The sequence below is a fragment of the Sulfitobacter sp. TMED3 genome, assembly GCF_002167505.1.
Classification (GTDB): domain Bacteria; phylum Pseudomonadota; class Alphaproteobacteria; order Rhodobacterales; family Rhodobacteraceae; genus Sulfitobacter; species Sulfitobacter pontiacus.
Window position 1 is genome coordinate 1 of record NZ_NHBI01000062.1, and the last position, 23,343, is coordinate 23,343.

A 23,343-nucleotide genomic window follows, 5' to 3' on the forward strand; every position below is an offset into this window, starting at 1 on the left:
GTCGATGGCTGGCGCAGCACCTCGCCCGCGAGCGACAGGCCAACCGCGCCCTGATCCGTCACGCCTTCGACAAACAGGCGCAGCACCGGCGCAAGGGTCAGGCTGATCGCCACAATCAAAATGGTAGAGAGCAGCCACCCCTCGGACCGGCTGCCCCCGTTTTTTGTCAGAACGCCCATTACTCGGTGCCAAACAGCTCTGTGAATTTGGCCTTGTTGGCTTCGGCGTCTTTCAACGCGGTCGCGGGATCGAAATCCATCAGTTTGATGTCTTCGCGCGCAGGGAAACCGGCGGGCACGCCCATGCCGTTGCGTGCGGGGATATAGCCCATCTCAAGCACCACATCCTGACCTTCCGCGCTGAGCAGGAAATCGACGAACTTCTGTGCGCCTTCGACGTTCTTGGCGGTCGACATGATCGCCACAGGCTCGGTCACATAGGATACGCCTTCGGTCGGGAAGACGAATTCGACAGGCGACCCTTCGGCCTTGTTGCGGATCGCGAGGAAGTCGACGACCATGCCATANGGTTTCTCGCCCGAGGCCACNGCCTTGAACGTGCCGCCGTTGCCGCCTTGGGCGCGNGCGTCGTTTTCCGCCAGTTGTTCGTAATAGCCCCAGCCAAGGCTGTCATCGCCGGTCAGGGTTGCCAGATGGATCAGCGCCGCACCGGAATACAGCGGGGATGGCATNGCCACCTGCCCTTTCAGNGCCGCATCGCTCAGGTCGTTCCACGANGTCGGAGCCGTCTCGACGCCGGTGTTATAGACGATGCCTGTCGTGATCAGCTTGGTCGAGTGATAGAAGCCGTCGGCAGAATAAAGCGCGCTGTCATAATTGGCAGCCTCGGGGGATTGGTAGGNGGTCAGCAGACCGTCTTGGGCCATGCCCTCCAGCGTCACGGTGTCGGCGATCAGCAGCACGTCGGGCTGCGGGTTGCCTGCCTCGATCTCGGCGCGCAGACGGGCCATCAGTTTGGTCGTGCCGTCGCGGACCCATTCGACATCGGTATCGGGGTTGGCGGCTTTGAAGGCGTCCACAGTCTGCTGCGCATCTGCATTGGGCTGCGAGGTGTAAAGTGTGATTGTATCTGCAAGGGCCGTGCTGGCCATCAGGGCAAAAGCGGTGGTGGTGAGGATGGTTTTCATGGGGCTCTCCTGAAAAGGTAGCTTTCGTACGAAAGCANTTCACGCTCGCCTTATTCCCATCNTACGCTACAGATTTATGACATTTNCNTAACAGATTTAANTATATTGCGNCGTNGACGGGGTCGCTCTAGGGTCCNGCTAACCTTGAGTTGTTTTCGAAGGAAAATAGATGGCGCGACCNACTCTGACCGACCGGCGCGACAGGATCATTGCGCTGCTGTCGCAGAACGACGCTTTGTCCCCTGCCGAACTATCGCAGCNTNTNGANGTNTCGGTGCAGACCATCCGCGCNGACCTGCGCGACCTTGANGACGCGGCNCTGGTGCAGCGCCGCAAGGGAAAGGTGCAGCTGCGCCAGCAAAGCGAGAATATCGGCTACCTGCCCCGCGAAACCATCGCGCGACAGGAAAAGCAGCGCATCGCCTTGGCGGTCAAGAACCTGATCCCCGATGGCGCACGGGTGGCGCTTGGGACGGGGACCACGGTTGAGCATTGCGCGCGGTTTCTGTCGTCGCACAAAGACCTGTTCGTCGCGACCAATAGCATCCACGCGGTGTGCGCCCTGCAGAATGCCGCGGGCGTGATGGTGGAGCTGGCGGGCGGCAATGTACGGATGCGCGATCTGGATCTGATCGGCGCTGCGGCGCTGGCGTTTTTTGCGGGTTACCGCATGGATTACGCGGTTTTCAGCTGCGGCGGGCTGTCGGGGTCGGGCGCGGTGATGGACTATAACTCGGACGAGGTGCTGGCGCGCAANGCGATTGCGGGCTGCGCCAAGACAACGATCCTGGTGGCCGATCAGGGCAAGGCGGATTTGGACCTTGCCTGCCAGCACGGNGAGATCTGGGCTTATGATTACCTTGTTACAGGGGCCGTGCTGTCGCCCGATCTGCTGTCCCGCGCCGCCGCCCATGGGTGCACGGTNATCAAGGTCTNNTCCCTACCCNGTGACACGCCGTAGAAAGGATTGGGTGCGCGGGTCTTTGGGCGCATCAAGCAGTTCTGCCGGTGGGCCNTGTTCGACAATCCGCCCCTCGTCCATAAAGACGATCCGATCTGCAATCTCGCGCGCGAACTGGATCTCGTGGGTCACGATCAGCATGGTCTGTCGTTTCTCGGCCACGCGCCGCATGAGGTCGAGCACCTCTCCCACCCATTCGGGGTCNAGCGCCGAGGTCGGTTCGTCAAACAGCATCAGATCCGCATCCAGCGCCATCGCGCGGCCGATGCCCACCCGTTGCTGCTGGCCGCCCGACAGTGCNGCGGGNTAGCTNTCGGCTTTCTCGAACAGACCGGTTTCGCGCAGCGTCGCATCGGCACGGGCGTTGGCCTCGGCCTTGCTATAGCCCTGAACGGTNATCAGCGCCTGAGTGATATTCTCGCGCGCGGTCTTGTTGGCAAACAGCGCGTAGTTCTGGAACACGAAGGACGTGCGCCGCCGCAGCGCCAGAATATCNGCGCGTTTCGCCGTNGCNGCATCGACAGACATNTCGCCAATGCGGATGATGCCCGCGTCAGGCGCATCAAGAAAGTTCAGGCAGCGCAGCAAGGTGGACTTCCCCGTACCCGACGGCCCGATGATCACCACCCGTTCGCCTTGGGCAATATCAAGCGAGATGTCTTTCAGCACGGCGGTGCTGCCAAAGGATTTGGTCAGGCCGGATATGGTGATCCCGTCANNCGTCGCCCTGCCCGTCTCTGGAATGCTTTGTGTATCGATCATCGCGCGTGCGCCTTGTTCAGATAGACCTCTAGGTGACGCTGTGCGAAGGCCAATGTCTCGACCATAACCCAATAGATCGCGGCGACGACGAGAAAGGCCTCGAAGTAGAGGAAGCTGCCCGCCGCCTCTTTCTGGGTCGCCCCCATCAGTTCGGTCACGCCAAGGGTAAAGGCCAGCGAGGTGCCTTTGATCATATCGATAAAGTAATTCACCAAAGTCGGTGCCGCGACCCGCGAGGCCTGTGGCAGGATGATCTGGCGCATCATCTGGCCTTGGGTCATGCCCACGGCCTGCGCGGCCTCCCACTGGCTGCGGTCCACACCCAGAATGGCGGCGCGGATGCTTTCCGCCATATAGGCCGAGAAATGCAGCGTCAGCCCCATGATGGTCGCGGTGACGCCGTCGATCTTGCCCAGAAAACTCAGGACTTGCGGCAGGCCGTAGTAGAACAGGAACAACTGCACCAGCAACGGCGTGCCGCGGAAGAAGCTGATGAACAGCCGCACAAAAACGTCGAGGACCGGAACCCGAAACACCCGTTCAACCGCGAGCACAGAGGCCAGCACCAATGCGCAGACCATGCCCACAAACGCCATGAACAGCGTCAGCGGGACATAGCCCAGCAACACGGGCAGCAGGCCCCACATATATTCGAAATCCAGTCCCCGCATCTTGTGTTACTCGGCTGTTGTGATGTCAGAGCCGAACCATTTTTCCGAAATCTCGGTCAGGGTGCCGTCTTCTTTCAGCTTGGTAATCGCGGCATCGAACCGGTCACGCAGGGCCTGACCTTCGTCATCGTTACGGAAAGGCAGCGCGTTGCGGATCTCGCTAAAGGGTTTGCCCGCAAGCGCCAGCGGCAGCGGGCTTTCCGCGATCAGCTGGGCCGAAGAAACGCGGTCCATCACAAAGGCATCCACGCGACCAAGGGCCGTGTCTTGCGCAATGTTGCTTTCATATGTGCGAATGTCGATCTCGCCCGCGTTCGGCAGCTCGTTCAGCAGTTCCTCGAAGTTGGAGCCGAGGTTGACCGCAACGGTCTTCCCGCTCAGATCCTCGACACTGCCGATGGTGTCTTCGTTGCCCTCTTTCACCACGACCTGCGCCCCGTCAAAGACATAGGGCTGCGAAAAGGCAAATTTCGCCTCGCGTTCGGGGGTGATGGTGATCTGGTTGGCGATCGTGTCGATGCGGCCAGATTCCAGCGCGCCGATCAGGCCGGAAAAGGACATGGTGACAAAGTTAACTTCGTCGCCGGTTTCCTTGGCGACGGCGTTGATGAAATCGACCTCGAACCCTTGAAGCTCGTCAAGCTTTACGAAGGTAAAGGGAAAGTACCCGCCCGACATGCCGACATTCAGCGTCTCTGCCTGAGCAGCACTGACGCCGGTAGCAAGGGCGATTGCGGTGAGTGTGGCGTGTTTGATCATGATATTCTCCGTTACGTCTAAGGGGGAGGTAACATGACGCAGCCGCGCTTCAATGGCGCAGCGTCAAGCAAGTCCGAGGTGGTGTCATTCATCCTTGGTCAGGAATATAATTCTGGCAAGCGCTTTGATCGCGAAACGCTGTTTCGGGGGCCGCAGCGGCGGAAGGGGCTTTGGGGGAAGATATCAAGCGATGCAGCGCGCAATCGGGGGAATCACCAGCGCCGGATTGCACCGCATAAGCATCTGATCAGACAAAATAAAACCGCCGCAAAGTGGGAGGACTTTGCGGCGGGGAAATTCTTGTGGCTTTTGGCGTCGTGGTTAGCGCAGGGCAACCGCTTGCGAGGCAATATGGCGGATCTCGCCACGTGCAACACCGATATCTGCCAGATCCCGGTCATTCATCGCCGACAGCTCGCGGAAGGTCTGGCGTTTGGCGCGTTGATCAGCGCTGTAGGCACGGAATGCATCAAGCGACTGGCGCAGCTTGGGCATCAGACCCGCAACAGGTGCGGCGGTATATGTGGATGTATAGCTCATTTCTTATTCTCTCTTTCACGTCTATGCGGCGGCCTATCCACCGCATTCGGTTTGGTATGTTCCGTCAGCGAAGCGCTGGCGGTTTAGGCTGCTGCCGTGCCGCGGGGTGCGGTGCGGAACAGGCCGGTAAACTTGCGCGATGCTTTGGCAACAGCGGCAGAGATATAGGCACTGCGCAGCGCGTTGGCTTCGGCAAGAAGACGGTCGACTTCGACCGGAGTGGCGGTTTTGTATGTAGCTTCGGTTTTCATTTTCCAGCTTTCCATTTCAGGGCTTCAATGCCCGTGACCGTCATATGTGTGCGGTGCAGCAAAGGTGCAAACCATAGTGGATATGCGGAAAACGCATGGCTTAAATGGCACAGTTTCGTCCCAAAACCGCCCATATCCAGCCCTTAAACCGGCAGTTTTCGACTTCACCGTGAACGAAAGGGCCGCCCGAACGTTGGTAGCCCCTGAAACGGAGAGACCAACACAAGCCGGAGAAGACCCATGACCAAGCAATCGCCGCAGCCGCAACAATCCGCCCCACCCAAACCCGCGCCGGAAAAACCCCAGCCGGTGATATTTACGGATTATGCCAGCATCTGAAAGTGACAGGCGGCTCGCTGCGGTATAAACAGCCCGGTATGACCGACCCTGTTTCTTCCATCCGCAATCTTGGCCCCGCGTTCGAGGAAAGCTGCGCCCGTGCTGGCATCCACTCTGCGCAAGAGCTGCGCGATCTTGGTGCCGATGCGGCCTACGAGAGGTTGCTGCACAATGGTCAGCGCCCCCACTTCATAGGATACTATGTTCTGGTGATGGGGCTTCAGGGGCGCCCGTGGAACGACTGCAAGGGAGAAGAAAAGAAAGCCCTGCGGGTCAAGTTCGACGCGATCAAGGCCCGTGCCCATGATACCGGACGCTCTGAATTCGAACGCATGATGAACCTGATCGGTGTGCGCGAGGCGTAATGCGTCCCTGCGACACCTGAAGGCGCCAGCGGAACGGCACTGCGCCCATAGGCGTTGGGTCGCTAACGTAGCCCCAACAGGACACCCTGCCCCATGCCACATACCCCCGATGTTCAACACGACCTTGACCGGCTGCGTGGCCTTGCCCGTACGATGGACAGCGCCCTACGGGTGCCTGTGCTGGGCATTCGGCTGGGCTGGGACAGCATCCTTGGCCTGATACCCGGTGTTGGCGACGTTCTGGCTTTGGCACCGGCGGGCTATATCTTGAAGGAAGCGCATCGCATGGGCGCAAGCCGCTCGGTCCTGGCGCGTATGGGGGCGAATGTGGGCATCGACCTTGCGATCGGTGCGATCCCCCTGATCGGTGACATCTTTGACGTGGGCTGGAAGGCAAACATCCGCAACGTCGATCTGTTGCACCGTCATCTTGAACAAACGGCGCCGATGAAAACCGTGAGCCCTGTGGACGGTGAGCTGTCGTCACACCATCCGACCCTTAAAGGCTGAACAGGTCGGCCGCCGTTATGTGATGCCGGTTGCATGAAAAAAGGGCCGCAGTTGCCTGCGGCCCTTTTCATCTGTCCAAACCTGTGAAGGGTTAGCCAACCAGTTCCAGACCGGAGAAGAAATACGCGATTTCGACTGCGGCTGTTTCAGGTGCGTCGGACCCGTGAACGGAGTTTTCGCCAACGGATTCGGCGAATTCTGCGCGGATCGTGCCTTCGGCTGCGTCTGCTGGGTTGGTTGCGCCCATCACTTCGCGGTTTTTCGCGATGGCACCTTCGCCTTCGAGAACCTGAACAACAACAGGCTCGGACGCCATGAATTCGCACAGTTCGTCATAGAAAGGACGCTCGGCGTGCACGGCATAGAAAACGCCGGCTTGTGCTTTTGTCATGTGAATACGCTTTTGTGCGACGATGCGCAGGCCGGCTTCTTCGAATTTGGCGTTGATTTTGCCGGTCAGGTTGCGGCGTGTTGCGTCTGGTTTGATGATCGAGAATGTGCGCTCAAGGGCCATGATAGCTCTCCTAGGTGGGTTGATTTGGCCGCTCCCTAGCATGGGTCATGCCCCGTGAAAAGCCGCGATTGACGCGGGGCCAGACATGGTTCACACCGCGTCCATGTTAAGCATTTCAGAAATCAACTATTCCGTCGAAGGCCGTCCCTTGTTCGAGGAAGCCAGCGCGGTCATCCCCGAAGGCCACAAAGTGGGTCTGGTCGGGCAAAACGGTGCGGGTAAAACCACGCTGTTCAAAATCATTCGCGGAGAGCTGTCGCTGGACGCGGGCGACATCAGCCTGCCCTCGCGCGCTAAGATCGGGGGCATCGCCCAAGAGGTCCCGTCCTCTGACGTGTCGCTGATCGATACGGTGCTGGCCGCCGATGTCGAACGCGCCGCCTTGATGCACGAGGCAGAGACAACGGATGATCCCGCGCGCATCGCCGAAGTGCAGACCCGCCTTGCCGATATCGACGCCTGGTCCGCCGAAGGCCGCGCCGCGGCGATCCTCAAGGGGCTCGGCTTTGACGACCATGATCAGCAGCAGCCCTGTTCGGCCTATTCGGGCGGGTGGCGGATGCGCGTGGCGCTGGCGGGCGTTCTGTTCGCGCAGCCAGATTTGCTGCTGTTGGACGAACCGACCAACTACCTTGATCTTGAAGGCGCGTTGTGGCTGGAAAACTACCTGTCGAAATACCCGCATACGGTGATCATCATCAGCCACGACCGTGGTCTGTTGAACCGTGCCGTCGGTGGTATCCTGCACCTCGAAGACCGTAAGCTCACGTATTATCAGGGTAATTACGACCAATTCGCGAAAATGCGGGCCGAAAAGCGTGCGCAGCTGACCGCGCAGGCGAAAAAGCAGCAAGCGCATAAGGCGCATATGCAGGCCTTTGTGGACCGCTTCAAGGCCAAGGCGTCCAAGGCGAAACAGGCGCAGTCGCGGATGAAGGCCATCGAGAAGATGGTGACAATCACGCCGCCGGAAGAAGCCGCGCGCAAGGTCTTTACCTTTCCGCAGCCCGATGAGCTTTCGCCGCCCATCATCAGTATCGAAGGCGGATCGACCGGCTATACCGAGGGCCAGCCCGTCCTGTCGCGCCTGAACCTGCGGATCGACCAAGACGACCGCATCGCGCTATTGGGCAAAAACGGTCAGGGTAAATCTACGCTGTCAAAGCTGCTCTCCAACCGTTTGGTGTTGTTCGAGGGCAAGGCGATCAACTCCAGCAAGCTGCGCATCGGGTTCTTTGCACAGCATCAGGTGGACGAATTGATCGTCCATGAAACGCCGCTTCAACATATGATCAGCGCGCGCCCCGGTGTGATGCAATCCAAGCTGCGCGCACAGCTGGCGGGGTTCGGTCTGGGGCCGGATCAGGCCGATACCGAAGTGGGGCGTTTGTCGGGGGGGCAAAAGGCGCGTCTGTCGCTGCTGCTCGCCACATTGGANGCNCCGCATCTGCTGATCCTCGATGAGCCGACCAACCACCTTGATATNGAATCGCGCGAAGCGCTGGTCGAGGCNTTGACNCGCTATTCGGGNGCTGTGATCCTTGTCAGCCACGATATGCACCTTTTGTCGATGGTCGCGGACCGTCTGTGGCTGGTGTCGAANGGCACGGTCAAACCCTATGAGGATGACCTCGAAGCCTATCGCAAGATGCTGTTGACCGTGGAAAAGCCCGTCAGCAAGAACCCCAAACCGGTCAAGGAAGCGCCAAAACCCAANCGNGCCAACCGCGAAGACATCCTTGCCNTNCGCNCCGAAGTGCGCACGGCCGAGGCGCGGGTGACCAAGATCAACGACATGCGCGACAAGCTNGCGAAAAAGCTCGCGGACCCTGCCCTTTACGAAAAGGACAAAGTCGGCGAACTTGAGGTCTGGAACAAGAAATACGCCGANGTCATGGCCGCGCTTGAACGGGCGGAAGCGATCTGGATGGGCGCGTTGGANAAACTGGAAACCGCGTCGGCGTAANGCCNNCGCGGCGCAAGGGATAAGGACGGGGCTGGCCCCGGTGACNNTTTATGATGGCACTTGATCTGGCATTCATGATCACCGCGTTCGCGACGATGATCGTGATCATTGACCCCTTTGCGATTGGCCCNATGTTTCTNGCCCTGACCCCCGGNATGACCCCGCGCCAGCGCCGNTTGATTGCGTGGCGGTCCGTGGTCATCGCGGGGCTGCTGCTGCTNGTCTTNGCCGCCTTTGGCGAGGCTGTGCTNGGCTTTATCGGCATCTCCATGCCCGCCTTCCGTGTCGCGGGGGGCGTGCTGCTGTTTCTGACCGCGCTTGATATGTTGTTCGACCGCCGCACGAAACGCCGCGAGGGCCATGCCGAGGCGGATGACGATCACGACGACCCATCGGTATTTCCGCTGGCCATTCCCTTGATCGCGGGCCCCGGNTCTATCGCGTCGGTGATCCTGCTGACGGGCGAGAAACCGGGCCTTGAAGGGCTGGTGACCGTCGTCGCGATCACTTTTGCNGTCCTGATCATCATGGGTATCACGATGCAGGCCAGCGGCTACCTTGAAAACGCTTTGGGCAAGGTCGGGATCAACGTGATNACGCGGCTTTTGGGNATGCTGCTNGCCGCGCTGTCGGTGCAATTCGTGCTCGACGGGCTTAGCGCTTTCGGTTTCGGGCCGGGTCCGGGCTGACTTTTCCNNGCNCTGCCCCCATATCTTTGGAAGATTGCCAAAGGATATACGATGCCGGACATTGAAACAGGACGTTTGATCTATCTGATCGTGCTCATGGCGATGGTCGCGGGCTGGTTCTTNATGCAAAGCCGTCAGGGCTGGAACAAGACGCTGCAACAGGTCGCGGTCTGGGCCATGATCTTTACCGGTGNNGCCGCGGGCTACGGCCTGTGGGAGGATATCAACCGGCAAGGCGACATCCCGCGCCAAGCCTATGAGGCCAGCANCGGCAGCGTCACCCTGCCACGCGCCCGCGACGGGCATTATTATCTGACGGCGACGATCAANGGCACGCCGCTCCGCTTTGTGGTGGACACCGGCGCGACGGATATGGTGCTGACCCGCGCCGATGCCGAAGCCGCAGGGCTTTCGCCCGATAGCCTGAACTATCTGGGCCGTGCCAGCACCGCCAATGGCGAAGTGCGCACTGCCTATGTGCGGCTGGACGAGGTTGAACTGGGCGGGGTGCGCGATACCGATGTGCCCGCGGTCGTGAACGAAGGAGAGATGCGGCAATCCTTGNTGGGGATGGGCTATCTGCAACGCTGGGGNCGGATCGAGATCACCAACGGAGAGTTGATCCTCACCCGNTANANCGCGGCGTAACGCCNTCAGGTCTCTGCCTTTTTCTCCCANCGNCCCGATTCCTCGGACCAGTATTGCGCAGAGGCTCCTGCGGCTTTCAGCGATTTCCACTGGTCCCGCGCGACGTTCAAGGCGTGGTCGTCCAGCCCGTCGAACAGGATGCACACCCGATCCAGCGCCGCGACTTCCTGTGCCGACACAGCCGCGCCATGGATCGAGAANACGCAGCTTGCGTTATTCGGCNCGTGGGTGTCCGTGGTCAGCAACACCGGCTGTTCGGCATCATGGGGGCCACCGGCCAGNCCATGGGGCAGAAAGCCATCCTCGGGCCCGCGCCACAGGGCGACGTCAAGCTGTTCCAGCAAGGATTGATCGGTGCCGCGTACCGCCACACGCCAGCCCGCGCCTTGGGCTTTGCCCAAAAGCATGGTNAGCGTTTCGACCAGCGGTCGCTGGGTCAGATGGTAGAAATACGCGGCACCCATCAGGTTTACTCTGTCTCGTAGAGGTTTGTAATCAATCGGTTCAACGCCGCAACGCCCCAGCCCGTGGCCCCGACGGGNGCCAGCGCTGTCTCGGATTTGACNGANGCCACACCGGCGATATCNAGGTGAATCCACGGCGTGCCGTCCTTGATGAACCGTTGCAGGAATTGCGCCGCCGTGATCGACCCGGCAGGCCGCCCGCCGATGTTTTTCATGTCGGCGATGCGGCTTTTCAGCAGCTTGTCATACCCCGCGCCCAAGGGCATCCGCCACGCGCCTTCGCCCTCGGTTTGCGCGGCCTTGAGGAAGGCGTTGCACAGCGTATCGTCGTTCGAGAAAACGCCCGCATTGTCATGACCCAAGCCGATGATAATCGCGCCGGTCAGCGTCGCCAAATCGATCACGCCCGCGGGGTTAAACCGTTCTTGCGCATACCAGAGCACATCACAAAGCACCAAACGGCCTTCGGCGTCGGTATTGATCACCTCGACCGTGTCGCCCTTCATCGTCTTGATTACGTCACCGGGGCGGGTTGCCGTGCTGGATGGCATGTTCTCTACGATACCGACCAGCCCGACGACATTGGCCTTGGCCTTACGCAGGGCAAGGCTGCGCATCACGCCCGAGACAACGCCTGCGCCGCCCATGTCCATGGTCATGTCTTCCATGCCCGCGCCCGGTTTCAGGCTGATGCCGCCGGTGTCGAACACCACGCCCTTGCCGACCAACGCCAGCGGGGCCGCGTCTTTCTCGCCGCCGTTCCATTTCATAACCACGACGTAGGACGGGCTGGCCGACCCCTGCCCGACGCTGAGCAAGGTGCGCATCCCCAGTTCTTCCAGCTTGGCTTCGTCCAGCACTTCGACCTCAAGGCCGATTGAACTCATCTCGGCCAGACGGTCGGCGAATTCGGTGGTGGTCAGGATATTCGCGGGTTCGTTCGTCAGGTCGCGCGTCATAAAGGCGCCGTCGGCGATGGCCAGCAGGGGTGCCGCAGCGGCTTCGACCTCTTCGGGTTTGGAATTCATGATCACGACCTGCCCCTTGCGTGGCTTGCCATTGCTTTTGCGATCCTCAAACGTGTAGTCGCGCATGGCCAGTCCAAAGCAAAGCTCGGCCGCTTTGCGCAAACCGCCGGTCAACACCAGCAGATCCGCATCGCCGCGCCGTTTCGCAAGCGCCGCACCGGCTGCGCGCAGGGCTTCCTGATCGGCGTTATTCGCCAGTTGCACCACATCCACGGCCTCGGCCGCCATGCCGGTGGGAAACCCGAGGCTGACAGCATCGCCCGCTGACAATTTCGTGAAGCTGTCGCTGGCCACCAGACGTTCCAGCGCGCCTTTGGTCAGCTTGTTGATGCGCCGCGCGGAGGGGTTGAGCTTGCCATCCGCGCCCACAGTCACAGCCACACGGCCCGTGTGACCCGCGATCTGGTCAATATCGGTTTCGGTAAATGTCATTGGCGTCAATGCGGTCATCAGGTGAACCCCTTTTGTCTGAATTTCGCTTAGACGTATCCTGCGTGCGCCGTTAAGGCCAGATAGCAGTTTTCGTGGGCGGAAATTTACTTTATCGTCGGGCGAAAGTTCACCCGTGTTGATACCCAAGGGATGCAGATTGGCCAAGTTCGACCGCTATATGTTGTCCCAGTTCCTGATTTTGTTCAGTTTCTTTGCGTTGATCCTAGTGGCGATTTTCTGGATCAACCGCGCCGTGGTGCTGTTTGACCGGCTGATTGGCGACGGCCAGACGGCACTGGTGTTTCTTGAATTTACCGTGCTGGGGCTGCCCAAGCTGATCACCACCGTGCTGCCGATCGCGACCTTTGCGGGATCGGTCTATGTGATCAACCGGATGACCAGCGAATCCGAGCTGACGGTGCTGCAGGCGACGGGCACCAGCCCTTGGCGTCTGGCGCGGCCCGTGTTCGTCTATGGCCTATGCGTCGCGATCATGATGTCGGTGCTGACCCATCTGCTGTTGCCCCTGTCCAACGGACAGCTGTCTGAACGCGAGGCTGAGATTTCGCAGAATGTCACCGCACGGCTGCTGACCGAGGGCACATTCCTGCATCCGACCTCCAAGGTTACGTTCTATACCCGCGTGATCGACGCCGACGGGGTGTTGCGCGATGTGTTCCTCTCGGACCGACGCAACCCCGACGAGGGCGTGATCTATACCGCGTCCGAAGCCTATCTGATCCGCAATGGCGATGGTACGACGTTGATCATGGTCGATGGCATGGCGCAACGGCTTGAGATGGCCGGCAAGCGGTTGTCGACCGCCAAGTTCCGCGATTTCTCGTTCGATATCTCGTCCTTGGTCAGCAGCGACAAACCCCGCACCCAATCCATCGACGCCATGACCACGGCCGAGATGTTTGCCCAGTGGGATCAGCTTGAGGCGATCACCAAATCCAGCGCGGGTGACATCGCAGAAGAGCTGGCGCAGCGCTTTTCCTCGGCAGCCTTTTGCATGATCGCCGCGATGATCGGCTATGCGACACTGGTGCTCGGAGGGTTTTCGCGCTTCGGAGTGTGGCGCGAGATCGTGATCGCCTTTGGTCTGCTCATCGCGCTTGACGGGTTGCGCGGCACTTTGGTTGATACGGTGCGCGACGATGCCAGCCGCTGGCCGCTGCTGTTCCTGCCCAGCCTGATTGGCGCTGTGATTGTGATCGGGATGATCTGGCAAACGGCCCATCCGGGCTGGACCAAACGGATGGGCAAGCAAAGGGGCGTCGCATGATCCTGCATCTCTATTTCGCGCGCCGCTTTATTATGGGGTTTATCCTCATCTCCGCTGTGCTGTTCTCTCTGCTCGTGTTGGTGGATATGGTCGATCAGGCGCGCCGGTTCAGCAGCTACGATATCGGCTGGCTGCGGCTCTTCGGGATGACGTTGTTAAAGACGCCCGAAACCATGAACCTGATCCTGCCGCTGATTATGATTCTTGCGACCGTGGTGCTGTTTTTGTCGCTGGCACGCTCGTCAGAACTGGTGGTGACCCGTGCCGCCGGCCGCTCAGCGCTCAGCGCGTTGCAGGCCCCGATCTGGGTGGCGTTCATCATTGGCGTGATGGCTGTGGGCATGTTGAACCCCATCGTTGCGGCGACCGCGAAACGATACATCCAGCTCAGCGACAGCATTCGCGCGGGCGGGACCTCTGTCCTGTCGGTCAGCGACGAAGGGCTGTGGCTGCGCCAGGGCAGTGACGAGGGGCAGACCGTGATCCGCGCATGGCGGTCAAACAAGGACGCCTCGGTGCTTTATGATGTCACATTCCTCAGCTACGCCCCCGAGGGCGGTCCCGCACGGCGGATCGAAGCGGACAGCGCCGCGCTGGAAGATGGTATCTGGACGTTGACCGATGCGAAGTCATGGCCGCTTGAAGTGGGGGTGAACGCCGAAGGCGCGGCCGAGACATTTGACACGCTCACCCTGCCCTCGACCCTGACGCTGGACCGTATCCGCGACAGCATCACCGATCCCGGTGCCGTCTCGATCTATGATCTGCCCGATTACATCAAGCAGCTTGAACTGGCAGGCTTCAGCCCGCGCCGCCACAAGGTCTGGCTGCAGACCGAACTGGCGCGCCCGTTCTTTCTGGTTGCGATGGTTCTGGTTGCGAGCGCGTTTACCATGCGCCATACGAGGTTCGGAGGCACGGGCGTTGCGGTGCTGGCCTCTGTTCTGATGGGGTTCGGCTTGTATTTTATTCGCAGTTTTGCGCAAATTCTGGGGGAGAACGGGCAAATTCCGGTTCTTCTTGCGGCCTGGGCACCGCCTGTCGCGTCCATTCTTCTGGCGCTTGGCCTTCTACTTCATTCAGAGGATGGCTGACATGCGCCGTTTGCTCCTGACCCTTCTTGTCGCCCTTGGNCTGCCNGCTGCNGCNCAANACAGNGANCGCCCTGCCGTTCTGGTGGCCGATGANCTGTTCATCACCCGTGACCGGGAACTGGTCGCCCAAGGTAACGTAGAGGCGTTTCAAGGCACGACCCGCATCCGTGCCTCTGCGATCCGCTATAATGANGAAACCGGTGCCTTGGTGATCGAAGGGCCGATTGTGCTGAACGACGGTGATGGCACCGTCATTCTCGCNGATGCGGCAGAGCTGGATCAGGGGTTGCAGAACGGTCTGCTGCGCGGCGCACGTATGGTGCTGAACCAGCAGGTGCAGATGGCCGCCGTCCAGATCGACCGTGTCGAGGGGCGCTATAGCCAGCTGTACAAGACCGCCGTGACCTCGTGCAAAACCTGCAATGACGGCGAGCTGCCCCTCTGGCAGATCCGCGCGCGCCGCGTGGTGCATGATACCGAGGCGCAGCAACTGTATTTCGATGATGCGACTTTTCACATCCGGTCGGTGCCGGTGTTCTACCTGCCCCGTTTGCGGCTGCCCGACCCGACACTGGACCGCGCNGACGGGTTTTTGGCCCCATCNATNCGCACCACGTCGNTGTTGGGCACGGGGCTGAAGCTGCCNTATTTCATCACCTTGGGCGAAAGCCGNGACCTGACNCTGACGCCCTATCTGTCGTCCTCGACACGCACGCTTGAATTCCGCTATCGGCAGGCGTTCACCAACGGTGATATCGAGTTTAACGGAGCCTACACCCGCGATGACCANCTNCCAGATGANACCCGCGGCTATCTGTTCGGTGAAGGCAGCTTTGAGCTTGAGCGCGGCTACAAGCTGAGCTTCACGATCGAGGCCGTCAGCGACAGCTCTTACTTTACCGAATACGGCTATTCGGACGAGGACCGTTTGCGCAGTGACCTCACACTTTCACGCGCGCGNCGNGACAGCTTTGTGCGTACCAGCCTTTACAACTTCGAAACCCTGCGCCCCGGAGAGTTGAACAGCACCCTGCCCACAGTCGTGATCGACGGCGAATTCGAACGGCGCTTTTTCCCCAAGGCATGGGGGGGCGAGCTGCGGTTCGGGCTGGAGGCGCANAGCCATTGGCGATCTTCNGATNNGGATGTGATTGGCCGCGATGTATCGCGGATCAACGGGTCGCTNAAATATCTGCGTCGCTTCACCCATCGCTCCGGCTTGGTCACCGATGCGCAGGTCGGCACGACGTTCAATTTCTTTGACATCACCCAAGACGATACCTTTGCGCAGAACCACAGCGACATCGCGCCTTTCGCAGCGGTCGGNCTAAGCTACCCGATGGCACGCCGCGAGGCTGGTGGTGCATCGCAGGTGCTGACGCCCGTGGTGCAACTGGGCTGGACCGATGGCAGCCGGCTCGACATTCCGAACGAGGAAAGCACGCGCGTGGAATTCGATCAGGGCAACATCCTGTCNCTCTCGCGCTTTCCGCGCCCCGACCGGCGCGAACGCGGCACAACNGCNGCGGTGGCGGTGAACTGGTCGCGCTTTGACCCCAATGGCTGGGACACCTATGTCGCGGTCGGTCAGGTGTTCCGCAGCATCAGCGACCCTGACTTTACCGATACGTCCGGCCTGTCTGGCGTGCGCTCTGATGTGCTGCTGGCGGGGCAGATCAAGAATAACGCCGGTCTTTCGCTGACCGCGCGGACCTTGGTCGACTCCAATTTCGACATCTCCAAGGCGGAACTGCGCGGTGGGTGGAGCTTTGGCAAAACCACCGTCGAAGGCACCTATGTCTGGCTTTTGGCGGATACTGAAGAAGACCGGACCGAAGCGATTTCCGAGGTGTCGTTCGACGGCAGCTACGACATCAACAAGCAATGGTCCGCCAGCGCCGATGTGCGCTATGACGTGCAAAACAATACAGCGGCGACGGCGGGGCTTGGCCTGACCTACAATAATGAATGTGTGAGCGTCGACCTTTCGGTGCGCCGCCGCTATACCTCCTCAACAAGTGTTGAGCCCTCTACCGATATCGGGTTTAACATCGGCCTGCGGGGCTTCTCGGCCTCCAACGGAACAGAAAGATATGAGCGATCATGTGGGAAATAAGTAAGATGAACCTGAACCGTCTGACACGAAGCATCGCCGTCCTTGGGCTGGGTCTGATGACCGCCGCCCCCGTTTCGGCGCAAAACCTCTTTGCGCCCGTCGCCAAGGTGAATGAATCCGTTGTAACCGAATTCGAAGTCCAGCAGCGCCAGCGCTTTCTCGAGGTGTTGAACGCACCGGGGGCGACCCGCGAAGGGGCGCTGACCTCGCTGATCGATGAACGCCTGCGTAACGAGGCCGTGGCCGAAGCGGGCATCGAACTGACGCCGCAGGGCATCGAAGACAGCCTTGCCGAATTCGCCTCGCGCGCGGATCTGAGCACCGAAGAATTTACCCAGGCCCTTGGTCAATCCGGCGTCTCGCGCGAAACATTTCGCGATTTCGTCGTAAACTCGGTCGGGTGGCGCGAACTGGTGCGTGCCCGCTATGCCAGCCGCGTGCAGATCACCGACGCTGAAATCAACCGCGCTTTGGGCGAAACCCAAGGCAGCGGTGTGCGCGTGCTCGTGTCCGAGATCATCATTCCCGCTCCGCCTCAGCAAGCCGCACGGGTGAACGCGCTGGCCGAACAAATCTCGCAATCCAAATCAACGGCAGAGTTTTCGAACTACGCCAGCCGCTATTCCGCGACCGCCTCGCGCGGGCGTGGCGGTCGGCTGCCGTGGCAGAACCTGACGGACCTGCCGCCAAGCCTGCAGCCGCTGATCCTGAACCTCGCCCCGGGCGAGGTTACCGACCCGCTGCCGATCCCCAACGCCGTGGCACTGTTTCAACTGCGCGACATCGAGGAAACCAGCGTCACCGCGCCGACTTATTCCGAGATTGAATACGCAGCCTATTACATCCCCGGTGGCCGCACAGAAGCCGCGCTGGCTCAGGCGGCGCAGATCCGTGGCCGCATCGATACCTGCGATGACCTTTACGGCATCGCCAAAGGCCAGCCCGCCGAAGTGTTGGAGCGTGTGAAAAAAGCCCCTTCGGACATCCCGCAGGACGTGGCGATTGAACTGTCCAAGCTCGACACGGGCGAGGTTTCGACCACGCTGACCCGCGCCAATGGTCAGACGCTGATGCTGCTGATGATGTGTGGGCGTACCGCCGCCGCCAATGCCTCCGCCTCGCGCGAGGATGTGACCAATGCGCTGCGCCAGGAACGGCTGACCGGCTATGCCGAACAGCTGCTGGAGCAATTGCGGGCCGACGCGCGCATCGTTCGCAAATGACCCAAGCCAAAACGGGCTTGGCCGACAAGCCGGTTGTGATCTCTTGCGGCGAACCCTCTGGCATCGGGCCAGAGGTCGCCGCACGGGCCTGGGCGATGCTGGCAGGCGAAGTGCCGCTCGCCTGGATCGGTGATCCGCGCCACCTGCCCCAAGACATTCCCCATTGCATTATCGACAGCCCGTCGGACGCGCTTGCCGCGGGTAGCGACGCCTTGCCCGTGCTGCGCCACGATTTTGCCGCCAGTGCCGTTGCGGGCAAACCGGACCCCGCCAATGCCCGAGGGGTGATCGACGTGATCGCGCGCGGTGTTGATCTGGTGCGCAGCGGGGTCGCTTGTGCGCTGACCACCGCGCCCATTCACAAAAAGGCGCTGAAGGACGGGGCCGGTTTCGCCTATCCGGGCCACACCGAATATCTTGCCGCGCTGGCGGGCGGAAGCGATGTGGTGATGATGCTCGCCTCTGACCAACTGCGGGTGGTGCCGGCCACAATCCATATCGCGCTGGATCAAGTCCCCAATGTGCTGACCCCAGCCCATCTGCGCCGCGTGATAGAGATCACGGCGGCGGGGCTTCGCTCTCAATTCGGGATCAAGGCCCCCAGGATCGCCATCGCAGGTCTGAACCCCCATGCGGGCGAAGGCGGCACGATGGGTCGTCAGGAAGCAGATTGGATGACGGCGCTGGTCACCCGGATGCAGGACGAAGGCTATGACCTGAGCGGCCCGCACCCTGGCGATACGATGTTCCACGCCGCCGCACGGTCGCGCTATGACGCGGCGATTGCCATGTATCACGATCAGGCGCTGATCCCGATCAAGACGCTGGATTTCGACCGCGGCGTCAATGTGACGCTCGGTCTGCCGTTCATCCGCCCCTCTCCCGATCACGGCACCGCCTTTGACATCGCGGGTCAGGGCATCGCCAACCCTACCAGTATGGTCGAGGCGCTGCGCATGGCCTATCGTATGGCGCAATCATGACCCCGCGCCCCCGGAACCCTTCTGCTTCACAGGTCCAAGAATGAGCACAATCGACAACCTGCCGCCCCTGCGCGAGGTGATCAATACCCATGACCTGAAGGCGCGCAAATCGCTGGGTCAGAACTTTCTGCTCGACCTGAACCTCACCGCCAAGATTGCGCGACAAGCGGGCGATATGACCGAATGTGATGTGCTTGAAATCGGGCCGGGCCCCGGGGGGTTGACGCGCGGGTTGCTGTCCGAAGGCGCGCGCCGCGTGCTGGCGATCGAGAAAGACAAACGCTGCCTGCCCGCTTTGGCCGAGATCGCCGAGGCCTATCCCGACCGTCTGACGGTGATCGAAGGCGACGCCCTTGAAATCGATCCGCTGGCCCATCTGACCCCACCGATCCGTATTGCGGCGAACCTGCCTTATAACGTGGGGACAGAGCTGTTGGTGCGTTGGCTGACCCCGCAGGAATGGCCACCGTTCTGGCAAAGCCTGACGTTGATGTTCCAGCGCGAAGTGGCAGAGCGGATTGTGGCCAAGCCCGGCTCCAAGGCCTATGGCCGTCTGGCGCTGCTTGCACAGTGGCGGGCCGATGCGCGTATCGTGCTGAACCTGCCGCCAGAGGCGTTTACCCCGCCGCCCAAAGTCTCCTCTGCTGTGGTGCATCTGACGGCCCTGCCCGAACCCCGCTTTCCGGCGGATCCTGATGTGTTGAACCGCGTTGTGGCGGCCGCCTTTAATCAGCGGCGCAAAATGCTACGCTCTGCCCTCAAAGGAACCGCACCGGATATCGAGGATCGTTTGCTTGCGGCCGGATTGAAACCGACGGAGCGCGCCGAACAGGTGCCGTTGGAAGGCTTCTGCGCGCTGGCCCGCGAAATCGCCAAGGGCTAAGGCTTCCGCAAGGCATCCACGGCCAGACACTTAAGGTTAAACACCCACGGTCCGAAACGCAAAAGGCCCCGCAATCGCGGGGCCTTTGTTACGATGTAAAAGCGTTTATTCAGCCGCTTCGGGCTGGTCGCCACTGTTGTCCTTAGCCGGTTCGCTCGTCTCTGCCTTGGGGGCAGGTTTGCGGCGCGGTGCGCGACGGGGCTTGGGCTTGTTCTCGGGCGTCTCGACCAGATTGTCCTCCGCGGCGCTGCCGTCTTGCGCGTCATCGCCATCCGACTTGGGCGCGCTGTCCGACTTAGGAGCGTTGTCATTCTGGTTGTTGTTGTTGTTGCTGCGGCTGCGGCGGCGCTTGGGGGCATCACCCTTGGTGTTGTCCTGCTGGGGCGCGTCGGATTTTTCGCCCGTATCTGTTTCCGCAGCAGGTTGATCCGCAGTGTTCTGACCGGCTTGGGCAGCTTCGCGTTCCTGACGCTCTACCCGCTCGCGGTCCCGCTCTGCCTGACGTTCGCGGTTCTCGCGTTCTTGCTGATCGCGACGCTGGTCAATCTCGCGTTGTGCTTCGGACAGCATCCGCAGGTAATGTTCGGCGTGCTGCTGGAAGTTCTCTGCCGCCACGCGGTCGTTGCTCAGCTGGGCATCACGCGCCAACTGGTTGTATTTCTCGATAATCTGCTGCGGCGTGCCGCGGACCTTGCCTTCGGGGCCAGAACTGTCGAAAACGCGGTTAACGACGTTGCCACCTTGCGGCTGACGGTTGCGATTATTCTTGGACCGGGACCGTGATCTGGAAGATTTCATGTAATCAGTTCAGCCTTGTTATGCTGGGCTTCGGAATAAGCTGCCGGACGCAGTCGCGTCCCTGAAAAGCTAGCTTTACGCTCTGTTGGGCTTAACGCCGCGCGGGACCGCCCAAAAGGCATCCACCGCTGCAACATCCTTGAATAAGCACGGCAAATGATTTGGAGCAAGTGGAAATTGGCGAAAAACACCCCCAAATGACAAGTTTTGGCGTGTTTATGCTGGCGTATCGGCCCAAAGGACACGGTCGCGCCCGCCCAGATCGGGCAAGATGCGCACCCGGCCCCAACCGGCTGCCTCGAAGACCGCTTTCACATCGGCACCCTGTTGCCAGCCGATTTCTGCCAGAACGCGACCTGTGGGGGCCAGATACCCCTGCGCCTGCGCGGCGATGATACGGTACACACTCAACCCGTCCTGCCCGTCGGTCAATGCCATCTCGGGTTCATGCAGGCGCAGTTCGGGCGAGACATCCGCCATCTCGCTTTGTGCCAGATAAGGCGGGTTGGAGACGATCAGATCGAACCGCCCCTCCGCCGCGCTGAACCANTCCGATTGCGTGATCTCCGCGCGTGCCTGCACCCCGTGCAACACCGCATTGGCGCTGGCCTGCAGACAGGCAGCTTCGGACAGATCAAGGCCCACGCCGCGTGCGTCTTGCTGTTCGGCCAGAAGCGTCACCAGAATACAGCCCGATCCGGTGCCCAGATCAAGCACCCGTTCAAAGGGCTCGGACAGCGCCAGTTCAATAAGGGATTCGGTCTCGGGCCGCGGGTCGAGCACATCGCGGCTGACCTTGAAGTCGCGCCCGTAAAACGCCCGCTGCCCNACCAGATGCGAGACCGGCACGCGCACCGCCCGCAAGGCGATCAGCTTTTCNTAGCGTTCGGCAATATCCGGNGCGATTTCCTCGGGCGCGATCAACGTCACCCGCGCCGCATCGACTGACGCCGCATGCGCCAGCAAGATCCGCGCATCCCGTGCGGGGTCAGGCACGCCCGCCGCGCGCAATCGCGCTGTGGCGGCGACCATGGCTTGCGCGGCGGTTGGCGCGCTCACTGCCCCATCTCGGCCAGCAGCTGCGCCTGCGCATCCGCGGTCANCGCATCGACAATCTCGTCCAGATCGCCCTGCATNACGGCTTCAAGCCGGTANAGGGTGAGGTTGATCCGGTGGTCGGTCAGGCGCCCTTGCGGGAAGTTATAGGTCCGGATCCGTTCAGACCGGTCCCCCGACCCNACCTGCGCCGCACGGCTGGCCGANCGTTCACTGTCCACCCGCTGACGCTCCATATCATAAAGCCGCGCTTTCAGCACCTGCATCGCGATCTCGCGGTTGCGGTGCTGCGATTTCTCGGAAGACGTCACCACCAGCCCCGTCGGCAGGTGGGTGATGCGCACGGCAGAATCGGTGGTGTTGACGTGTTGCCCNCCCGCCCCTGAACTGCGCATNGTATCGATCCGCAGATCATTGGCGTCGATGTGAATATCCACATCCTCTGCCTCTGGCAGAACGGCGACAGTCGCGGCAGAAGTATGGATACGCCCGCCGCTTTCGGTAGAGGGCACNCGCTGCACGCGGTGCACACCGGATTCGTATTTCAGACGGGCAAAGACATTCTCGCCCTTGATATGGGCCACGACCTCTTTGACGCCGCCAAGNTCGGTGAACTGTTGNTCGATCAGCTCNANCTTCCAGCCCCGCGCCTCGGCATAGCGTTGATACATGCGCAGCAGATCNGCGGCGAAAAGNGCNGCCTCANCCCCGCCGGTCCCGGGGCGGATCTCCAGCATCGCGGGCTTTTTGTCGGCCTCGTCCCGCGGCAGCAGCGCCAACTGCAAATCAGCCTCCGCCTGCGGCAAGGCGGCCTTCAGGCGCGGCAGCTCTTCCTCGGCCAGNTCCGCCATCTCGGNGTCTTTCAGCATGGCGCGNGCGTCGTCCATGTCTTGCAGCAACTGGCGATANGCGTCGATCTGTTCGACCACGGGGCGCAGATCGGCGTATTCCTTGGCCAGCTTGGCAAAATCCGCCCCGTCAGAGCCAGCAGACATCGACGCCTCCAGAAACTGGAAACGTTGGGTGATTTGGGCAAGGCGGTCCATGGGGATCATACCGCTGGATGTCGCTGATGAAGCGGCTATGGTCAAGACCCAGCCTGTGCTATGATGCCCCTATGAAACGCATTTCGCTGGTTTTCAGTCTGATCTGCCTTGCCCCGTCGCTTGCGGCGGANCCTGCGCCCTCGGGGCGCAAAACGGTNGAGTGCTATTGCACCGACCGCNANGGCCAGCGGGTCGAGCTGGGGCAAACGATCTGCCTCGATGTCAACGGTCGCCGCTTTGCCGCGCAATGCCAGATGTCNCTGAATGTGCCCATGTGGCGCGATATCGGCGAGGCCTGCCCCGGCCTCGCACAGCGCCTAGACCCCGGCTTGGGCCAGAACCCGCTTCAAACGCTTGGCGTTCACACCCATATCTGACCGGCCAAANCGCAGCCGCCCATAGACCACCGCGCGGCTCTGATCCGCCCCGTCAACGGGGGTGACCGCGACGCTGGTGTANTCGGGAAAGCCCCAGAAGCCCGAGCGTGTGACATAAAGCGCCTGACCTGCNNTGNTNTCGATCCGCTGGGTTCGGGGCAACGACAACATCGCGTCNTCAAACCGGTTCAAGAACGCCGTGCCATCGCCNTCAACCTCGCGCACGGCCATAAAGCCCCCCTCCGACGGGNAATCGCCGGGGGCCTTGTCGACCGCGCCCAATTCCCAGCGGGCCGCGGGGGCGGGTGCAAGGCGGATGTACGCCTGCAAGGCGACGAAAATCGCCAGTGCGATCCAGAAAAATGCCATCATTATCTTTGCCTTCATTTTGCCAGATAAACTCCTCGCGGAGCGTCCTGCTGTCGCAAACTGC

The 23,343-nt window shown here is 61.0% G+C and carries 25 protein-coding genes; 12 read left to right on the top strand and 13 right to left on the bottom strand.

The window, feature by feature from the left end; translation table 11 throughout:
- Positions 1-178: 178 nt before the first annotated feature.
- A complete protein-coding gene (locus tag CBB63_RS14605) occupies positions 179-1,147 on the bottom strand; it encodes an ABC transporter substrate-binding protein (protein ID WP_286699664.1) in 969 nt (322 codons plus the stop codon).
- A gap of 169 nt (positions 1,148-1,316) precedes the next feature.
- Between CBB63_RS14605 and CBB63_RS14610 the strand changes: the two genes are divergently transcribed.
- On the top strand, positions 1,317-2,108 hold the full coding sequence (locus CBB63_RS14610) for a DeoR/GlpR family DNA-binding transcription regulator (RefSeq protein ID WP_286699665.1): 792 nt from the start codon (positions 1,317-1,319) through the stop codon (positions 2,106-2,108).
- Here the strand turns inward: CBB63_RS14610 and CBB63_RS14615 are convergent.
- From CBB63_RS14615 to CBB63_RS14635, 5 genes are all read right to left on the bottom strand, one after another.
- A complete protein-coding gene (locus CBB63_RS14615) occupies positions 2,088-2,870 on the bottom strand; it encodes an amino acid ABC transporter ATP-binding protein (protein WP_286699666.1) in 783 nt (260 codons plus the stop codon). The two genes, CBB63_RS14610 and CBB63_RS14615, sit on opposite strands and share 21 nt — an antisense overlap.
- On the bottom strand, positions 2,867-3,541 hold the full coding sequence (locus CBB63_RS14620) for an amino acid ABC transporter permease (RefSeq protein WP_005853555.1): 675 nt from the start codon (positions 3,539-3,541) through the stop codon (positions 2,867-2,869). The genes CBB63_RS14615 and CBB63_RS14620 overlap by 4 nt, the downstream gene beginning before the upstream one ends.
- A 6-nt stretch (positions 3,542-3,547) precedes the next feature.
- Positions 3,548-4,300 (bottom strand): amino acid ABC transporter substrate-binding protein, encoded by a 753-nt coding sequence (locus tag CBB63_RS14625; protein WP_005853554.1) that lies wholly within the window; start codon positions 4,298-4,300, stop codon positions 3,548-3,550.
- Between the two features lie 321 nt (positions 4,301-4,621).
- A complete protein-coding gene (locus CBB63_RS14630; RefSeq protein WP_009824624.1) occupies positions 4,622-4,840 on the bottom strand; it encodes a DUF1127 domain-containing protein in 219 nt (72 codons plus the stop codon).
- A gap of 83 nt (positions 4,841-4,923) precedes the next feature.
- Positions 4,924-5,091 carry an RSP_7527 family protein gene (locus CBB63_RS14635; protein WP_235183784.1) on the bottom strand — a complete coding sequence of 56 codons (168 nt, stop codon included), beginning with the start codon at positions 5,089-5,091 and terminating at the stop codon, positions 4,924-4,926.
- Between the two features lie 377 nt (positions 5,092-5,468).
- On the opposite strand from CBB63_RS14635, the gene CBB63_RS14640 reads away from it, so the two are divergent.
- Together CBB63_RS14640 and CBB63_RS14645 are read left to right on the top strand one after the other, a co-directional pair.
- Complete coding sequence (locus CBB63_RS14640; protein WP_037953684.1) at positions 5,469-5,795, top strand: TfoX/Sxy family DNA transformation protein; 327 nt, start codon at positions 5,469-5,471, stop codon at positions 5,793-5,795.
- A gap of 93 nt (positions 5,796-5,888) precedes the next feature.
- Positions 5,889-6,305 (top strand): DUF4112 domain-containing protein, encoded by a 417-nt coding sequence (locus tag CBB63_RS14645; protein ID WP_009824622.1) that lies wholly within the window; start codon positions 5,889-5,891, stop codon positions 6,303-6,305.
- A 91-nt stretch (positions 6,306-6,396) separates the two neighbouring features.
- On the opposite strand, the gene ndk is transcribed toward CBB63_RS14645, so the two are convergent.
- Positions 6,397-6,819: a nucleoside-diphosphate kinase gene (gene ndk, locus CBB63_RS14650; protein ID WP_005853549.1), complete on the bottom strand. Its 423-nt coding sequence runs from the start codon at positions 6,817-6,819 to the stop codon at positions 6,397-6,399.
- 103 nt (positions 6,820-6,922) lie between these two features.
- On the opposite strand from ndk, the gene CBB63_RS14655 reads away from it, so the two are divergent.
- The 3 genes from CBB63_RS14655 (at position 6,923) to CBB63_RS14665 (ending at position 10,122) form a co-directional block, all read left to right on the top strand.
- Positions 6,923-8,785: an ABC-F family ATP-binding cassette domain-containing protein gene (locus tag CBB63_RS14655; RefSeq protein WP_286699694.1), complete on the top strand. Its 1,863-nt coding sequence runs from the start codon at positions 6,923-6,925 to the stop codon at positions 8,783-8,785.
- Positions 8,786-8,838: 53 nt separating this feature from the next.
- Positions 8,839-9,474 (top strand): MarC family protein, encoded by a 636-nt coding sequence (locus CBB63_RS14660; protein WP_286699695.1) that lies wholly within the window; start codon positions 8,839-8,841, stop codon positions 9,472-9,474.
- A 51-nt stretch (positions 9,475-9,525) separates the two neighbouring features.
- Positions 9,526-10,122, top strand: coding sequence for a retropepsin-like aspartic protease family protein (locus CBB63_RS14665; protein ID WP_286699667.1), 597 nt, complete (start codon positions 9,526-9,528; stop codon positions 10,120-10,122).
- A 5-nt stretch (positions 10,123-10,127) separates the two neighbouring features.
- Here the strand turns inward: CBB63_RS14665 and CBB63_RS14670 are convergent, their stop codons facing one another.
- On the bottom strand, positions 10,128-10,586 hold the full coding sequence (locus tag CBB63_RS14670; RefSeq protein WP_286699668.1) for a DNA polymerase III subunit chi: 459 nt from the start codon (positions 10,584-10,586) through the stop codon (positions 10,128-10,130).
- A 5-nt stretch (positions 10,587-10,591) separates the two neighbouring features.
- Positions 10,592-12,064: a leucyl aminopeptidase gene (locus tag CBB63_RS14675; protein WP_286699669.1), complete on the bottom strand. Its 1,473-nt coding sequence runs from the start codon at positions 12,062-12,064 to the stop codon at positions 10,592-10,594.
- Between the two features lie 139 nt (positions 12,065-12,203).
- Here CBB63_RS14675 and lptF point away from each other — a divergent pair, with 139 nt between their 5' ends.
- The 6 genes from lptF (at position 12,204) to rsmA (ending at position 19,633) form a co-directional block, all read left to right on the top strand.
- Positions 12,204-13,334, top strand: coding sequence for an LPS export ABC transporter permease LptF (gene lptF / locus CBB63_RS14680; RefSeq protein WP_278374753.1), 1,131 nt, complete (start codon positions 12,204-12,206; stop codon positions 13,332-13,334).
- Positions 13,331-14,428: an LPS export ABC transporter permease LptG gene (gene lptG, locus CBB63_RS14685; protein WP_278374754.1), complete on the top strand. Its 1,098-nt coding sequence runs from the start codon at positions 13,331-13,333 to the stop codon at positions 14,426-14,428. The genes lptF and lptG overlap by 4 nt, the downstream gene beginning before the upstream one ends.
- Positions 14,429-14,768: 340 nt before the next feature.
- Positions 14,769-16,544 carry an LPS-assembly protein LptD gene (locus CBB63_RS14690; RefSeq protein ID WP_502695949.1) on the top strand — a complete coding sequence of 592 codons (1,776 nt, stop codon included), beginning with the start codon at positions 14,769-14,771 and terminating at the stop codon, positions 16,542-16,544.
- A 5-nt stretch (positions 16,545-16,549) separates the two neighbouring features.
- The gene (locus CBB63_RS14695) at positions 16,550-17,767 is read left to right on the top strand and encodes a peptidylprolyl isomerase (protein ID WP_009824614.1); all 1,218 of its coding nucleotides are present in this window, start codon (positions 16,550-16,552) and stop codon (positions 17,765-17,767) included.
- The gene (gene pdxA, locus CBB63_RS14700; protein WP_286699671.1) at positions 17,764-18,750 is read left to right on the top strand and encodes a 4-hydroxythreonine-4-phosphate dehydrogenase PdxA; all 987 of its coding nucleotides are present in this window, start codon (positions 17,764-17,766) and stop codon (positions 18,748-18,750) included. Before CBB63_RS14695 ends, pdxA begins: the two co-directional genes overlap by 4 nt.
- 40 nt (positions 18,751-18,790) lie before the next feature.
- Positions 18,791-19,633 (top strand): 16S rRNA (adenine(1518)-N(6)/adenine(1519)-N(6))-dimethyltransferase RsmA, encoded by an 843-nt coding sequence (gene rsmA / locus CBB63_RS14705; protein WP_064216525.1) that lies wholly within the window; start codon positions 18,791-18,793, stop codon positions 19,631-19,633.
- A gap of 105 nt (positions 19,634-19,738) precedes the next feature.
- Here rsmA and CBB63_RS14710 read toward each other — a convergent pair whose 3' ends face one another.
- The 4 genes from CBB63_RS14710 to CBB63_RS14730 form a co-directional block, all read right to left on the bottom strand.
- The gene (locus CBB63_RS14710) at positions 19,739-20,431 is read right to left on the bottom strand and encodes a DUF4167 domain-containing protein (RefSeq protein ID WP_286699672.1); all 693 of its coding nucleotides are present in this window, start codon (positions 20,429-20,431) and stop codon (positions 19,739-19,741) included.
- 216 nt (positions 20,432-20,647) lie between these two features.
- Positions 20,648-21,490: a peptide chain release factor N(5)-glutamine methyltransferase gene (gene prmC, locus CBB63_RS14715; RefSeq protein ID WP_286699673.1), complete on the bottom strand. Its 843-nt coding sequence runs from the start codon at positions 21,488-21,490 to the stop codon at positions 20,648-20,650.
- Positions 21,487-22,542: a peptide chain release factor 1 gene (gene prfA / locus CBB63_RS14720; protein WP_286699696.1), complete on the bottom strand. Its 1,056-nt coding sequence runs from the start codon at positions 22,540-22,542 to the stop codon at positions 21,487-21,489. The genes prmC and prfA overlap by 4 nt, the downstream gene beginning before the upstream one ends.
- Positions 22,543-22,850: 308 nt before the next feature.
- Positions 22,851-23,297 (bottom strand): DUF1499 domain-containing protein, encoded by a 447-nt coding sequence (locus CBB63_RS14730; RefSeq protein ID WP_502695947.1) that lies wholly within the window; start codon positions 23,295-23,297, stop codon positions 22,851-22,853.
- Positions 23,298-23,343: the final 46 nt, after the last annotated feature.